Source organism: Romboutsia sp. (assembly GCF_035470145.1).
Taxonomy (GTDB): Bacteria; Bacillota; Clostridia; order Peptostreptococcales; family Peptostreptococcaceae; genus Romboutsia_D.
This window is the reverse complement of record NZ_DATIRC010000106.1, coordinates 1-4,578: the sequence shown is the minus strand read 5'-3', so window position 1 is coordinate 4,578 and position 4,578 is coordinate 1. Positions and strand designations below refer to the sequence as shown.

Sequence of the window (4,578 nt, the reverse complement as noted above, 5' to 3'; positions counted from 1 at the left end):
TCATAAATCCCCCATATAAAATTATATTTTTATAATTTTATATGGGGGATTTATATATTTTATGACTTCAATTAATATACTAATCTTTATTAATCATTAACAAAACGTTTTATTATCTTATAAGTTATATTTTAAAATTATTAAAAGATATACTCTCTTTTGTTATAAATGCTCTTTCAACTTGAATAGACCTATTCACGTAGCTTAAATGCAATATCAAATGCAGATTTCTTTAAGATACAATCTAGGTTTTTCTCCTCTTGTTCAACACCATTTACAATCATTCTTGATGGACATCCTCCTGGGCAAATAGAAAAATAATCACATTCACTACATTCTCCTGGAGTTTGTTTAGCTAATTCAATATATTTTAAAGGTGTATTATTTATATTTCCCATATAGTACTCTGATTTATTAATTAACGATCCACATGGATATACATCTCCATTAGGCAAAATCACATATGAGCTACCACAAGATGCATAGCAATAATTCTTATTACATGCTGAAGAGGAAAGTCTTTTTTTGGCTTCCTCTATCTCTCTTATAACAATTTTTTTACCTGTTTGTTTATGTAATAACTCACATCTTTCATGAAGTAAGTTTAATGCGGATTTTAATTGTTCATCATTTGCTTTTTTAATTAAATTATCACTATTTTTAGCTCTTCCTGCTTCTCTAAGCAAGTCCAAACCAATCCCTCTTATATTACCTAAATATAAAGCAAAGTCTACAAGTTCTGTAAGTCTAGTTACATTTTGTTCTGTAACTACGCTGTTAATATTTGTCTTTACTCCTGCTTTTGCTAAACATTGAATACCATAGACAGCTTCCTTTGTTTTTCCTCTTAGCCATTCATTTATATCTGGAGGTCCATCTAAACTTACTCCAACTGCAATCTTCATTTTTTTTATTTGTATTGCTTTTTGCTCATCTATAAGTGTTGCATTAGTTTGCATTTGAAATACAGCATCATAGCCACGTTTATTTACATATTCATAAACTTTACAAATAAGGTCATAATTGAGTAGGGGTTCTCCTCCAGCAAATTGTATTTTCATAGGTTGGTTTCCAAAATAATCTAAAACTTTAGTAGCTGTTTCAAAATCCATGTCATATTTTTCATTTGATTCTGAAGCATAACAATATCTACATTTTAAATTACATCTGCCCGTTGTCCATAATACAATCAATACTCTGCATTTTGCCATAATAATTATTTCCTTTATTTAATATTTTCTTCTATTTTGTTTACTATCATATCTATACTTATTTTAGAATCTTCAAAAGGTCTTCTTCTCATTCTATGTGGTAATACATAGCTTGCTGCTTCTTTTAAATCTTCTTTTAAAACTTCAGTTCTCATATTATATGCTGCTATTGCCATTGCAGTTTTAAGCATTACTATATCTGCTCTATGACCATCAACACCAAGATCTGTTGAGATTTTTGCAGTTGTCTCAAGTATACTATCATCAAAAACTACATTTGAAAGAATTTCTTTAGCTTTTTCTATTCTATCAGCTATTTCATTTTGCTCATATTCATAACTCTTGATAAAACTTTTTGGGTCTTTTTCAAATTCTAATCTCTTTTTAATTACTTCTACTCTTTGAGATGTCTCACTTTCTCCTGTAACATCTATTACTAAACCAAAACGGTCTAAAAGTTGTGGTCTTAAATCCCCTTCTTCTGGATTCATAGTACCGATTAATGTGAATTTAGCAGGATGGCTAAAAGAAACACCTTCTCTTTCAATTGTATTTACTCCCATTGCTGCTGAATCTAATAATATATCTACTACATGATCGTCTAGTAAATTAACTTCATCGACATACAAAATGTTTCTATTTGCTTGAGCTAATATACCACTTTCAAATTTTTTCTCTCCTTTTTTAATAGCATGTTCTATATCAAGAGTTCCAACTACACGATCTTCTGTAGCACTTACTGGAAGCTCAATTACTCTCATTTTTGATTTAATTACATTAAGTTTTTCATTATTACTTATTTTTTGTAAACAATCACAACATGCTTGCTCCGCATCTAATGGATGACATGAACATTCACAATCTTTTACTTGCATACGCTCAGGCAAAATATCTACTAAAGAACGAACTGCTGTAGATTTTGCAGTTCCCTTTTCTCCTCTTATCAATACCCCTCCTATTGAAGGATTAATTAAATTCAAAATTAATGCTAGTTTCATTTTCTCTTGCCCAACAATTGCTGCAAAAGGATATATTTTTTTCCCCATAATCATAAAGATACTCTCCCTTTCTTTATTAGAAAATATTATTTAACTATTCAGCCTTCGTACATAACTTTATACCTAATAATAATAGTATTACAAAATATATTGCTAAAATTAATGGATGAATATATGGATTTACAAAAACATCACTACTTCTTCTTAACGCCACACTTGTTTGTGTTAGAGGCAATAAAAATACAATTTGTTTTATAATAAATGGCATTTTGTCAATTGGGAAAAATGTTCCACATAAAAAAGACATTGGTGTAATAATAAAACTTGAAAACTTACTCATATCCGCATGTGAATCTATAATCATTCCTATTGCAAATCCTAACGCAGCAAAGACTAAACAATTAAGAATGATTATAAAAATAGAGTATAAATCAATACTAAAATCCTTACTAAATAGTAAAGATAAAACTATAATCAATGCTGCAGAGTACAGTCCTCTTGAAGCACTTGCAATTATCTTTCCTATAGCATACGAAGCCATGTTAATAGGTGATGTTACAAACTCCTCAAACGTTTTATCATACATTCTAGAAATATTAATACCATTTGCAACTGTCCCAAAACTTATTGTCATTGTACTCATAGCAATAATTCCTGGTATAACAAAATTCATATAGCTCATACCATCAATTTTCATACCATTTCCAAGTCCCCATCCAAATGCAATTAGATATAATATGGGTGAAATCATCAAACTTATTGTTGTCCCCCAAAATCTGTTCTTAAATATAATATACTCATGCCATAAAATAGTAATTATCTTCAATTTATTCACCCATCCTTCTATTTGTAAGCATAATAAAAGTATCTTCTAAATTACTTTGTCTTATATTAACACTTGAATTTATAGAAGTAGCTTTTTTTAATGCATCTTCTCTATTTTCAAAGAATAAAGTTTTTGTTTGCCCTTCATCAAAACATTCCATAACAAATTGTCCAGATTTCTCAATTAACTTTTTAGGAGTATCAAGAGCAACTAATTTACCATTATTAAAAAATCCAACTCTATTACAAAGTACTTCCGCCTCTTCTATATAATGAGTTGTCAATATAACTGTCATTCCGTCTTTATTAAGACCTTTCATTAAATCCCACAGTTTTCTTCTAACTGATGCATCTAATCCTACAGTTGGTTCATCTAAAAGTAAAACTTCCGGTTCATGTAATAATGCTCTAGCAATCATTAACTTTCTTTTCATTCCACCTGAAAAGTTTTTTACTTTCTCATCTTTTCTATCATATAAATCAATATATTTTAAAAGCTCATCTATTCTCTTTTGCATGTAATCTTTTTGCATTCCAAAAAGCTTTCCATGCAATTGTAAATTTTGTATTGCTGACAATTCCCATTCCAAGTTTATATGTTGAGAAACTACTCCTATTTTTGATTTTACTTTAGTTTTATTTCTATCCATATATATATCATCTATCATAATAGTCCCAGAAGTGGGTTTTGTAAGTGTACTTAGCATTTTAATTAGCGTTGTTTTACCGGCTCCATTAGGGCCTAATAATCCAAAAAATTCGCCCTTTTTTATTTCTAAATTCAAGTTATCCACTGCTGTTATATTTTTATATTTTTTTGTTAAATTATCTATAACTATCAATTTTTGCCTCCCCCATAAAAATATTATTATTTTATAAAGACAATTTTACTGCTGCAACAAGATTATCAGCTTGAAGATCTTCTATTTCAAAAATATCTGCATCCATTGCCTTTGCTATCTTTTTAGCAAAGTTTAATTTTATAAAACTTTCCTCAGCATCAATAACAATAGTTTTTATATTATCTGCTGCAATTTTACGTGCAGAACTTAATGCTTCTTCAAATGCATCAATTCCTTTTGAACTATATGTAGCCCTACCATCAGATACTAATACTATTACTGGAAGCATATCCTTATCTTTTATTTTAGATGCTTTAATTACATCATATGCCATGTCAAGACCTTCAGATAAAGGTGTTCGCCCTCCCGTTGGAAGACTTGTAAGTTTCTTTTGTGCTAAATCTACACTTCTTGTAACTCCTAAAAGTAACTCCGCACTATCATTTCTAAAAGCAATCATACCTACTTTATCTCTTTTTTGATAAGCATCATTAAGTAAAGAAACAATTGCACCTTTTACAGACTTCATTCTTTTATTTGCTCCCATAGAACCACTAGCATCAACTACGAAAATAATAGTATTTCCAGTTCGTCTTTCCCTTACTTTAACTCTTATATCAGATCTTTCTATTGCAATAGCTCTACCTTTTTTTTCTCTTTTAGTCTGATATACAGCTGCTGCTCGAAGTGTAGCATCAATTG

At 29.6% G+C, this 4,578-nt stretch carries 5 protein-coding genes; all 5 read right to left on the bottom strand.

Going from position 1 to position 4,578, the window contains the following annotated elements:
- Positions 1-191 precede the first annotated feature (191 nt).
- Positions 192-1,211 carry a radical SAM/SPASM domain-containing protein gene (locus tag VLM92_RS04040; RefSeq protein ID WP_325275069.1) on the bottom strand — a complete coding sequence of 340 codons (1,020 nt, stop codon included), beginning with the start codon at positions 1,209-1,211 and terminating at the stop codon, positions 192-194.
- Positions 1,212-1,225: 14 nt separating this feature from the next.
- Positions 1,226-2,263 carry an ATP-binding protein gene (locus VLM92_RS04035; protein ID WP_325275068.1) on the bottom strand — a complete coding sequence of 346 codons (1,038 nt, stop codon included), beginning with the start codon at positions 2,261-2,263 and terminating at the stop codon, positions 1,226-1,228.
- 40 nt (positions 2,264-2,303) lie between these two features.
- Positions 2,304-3,044 (bottom strand): ABC transporter permease, encoded by a 741-nt coding sequence (locus tag VLM92_RS04030; RefSeq protein ID WP_325275067.1) that lies wholly within the window; start codon positions 3,042-3,044, stop codon positions 2,304-2,306.
- Positions 3,037-3,876 carry an ABC transporter ATP-binding protein gene (locus tag VLM92_RS04025; RefSeq protein WP_325275066.1) on the bottom strand — a complete coding sequence of 280 codons (840 nt, stop codon included), beginning with the start codon at positions 3,874-3,876 and terminating at the stop codon, positions 3,037-3,039. Before VLM92_RS04025 ends, VLM92_RS04030 begins: the two co-directional genes overlap by 8 nt.
- Positions 3,877-3,907: 31 nt before the next feature.
- Positions 3,908-4,578, bottom strand: a 671-nt coding sequence (locus VLM92_RS04020) for a VWA domain-containing protein (RefSeq protein WP_325275065.1), incomplete at its 5' end; no start/stop codon positions are given.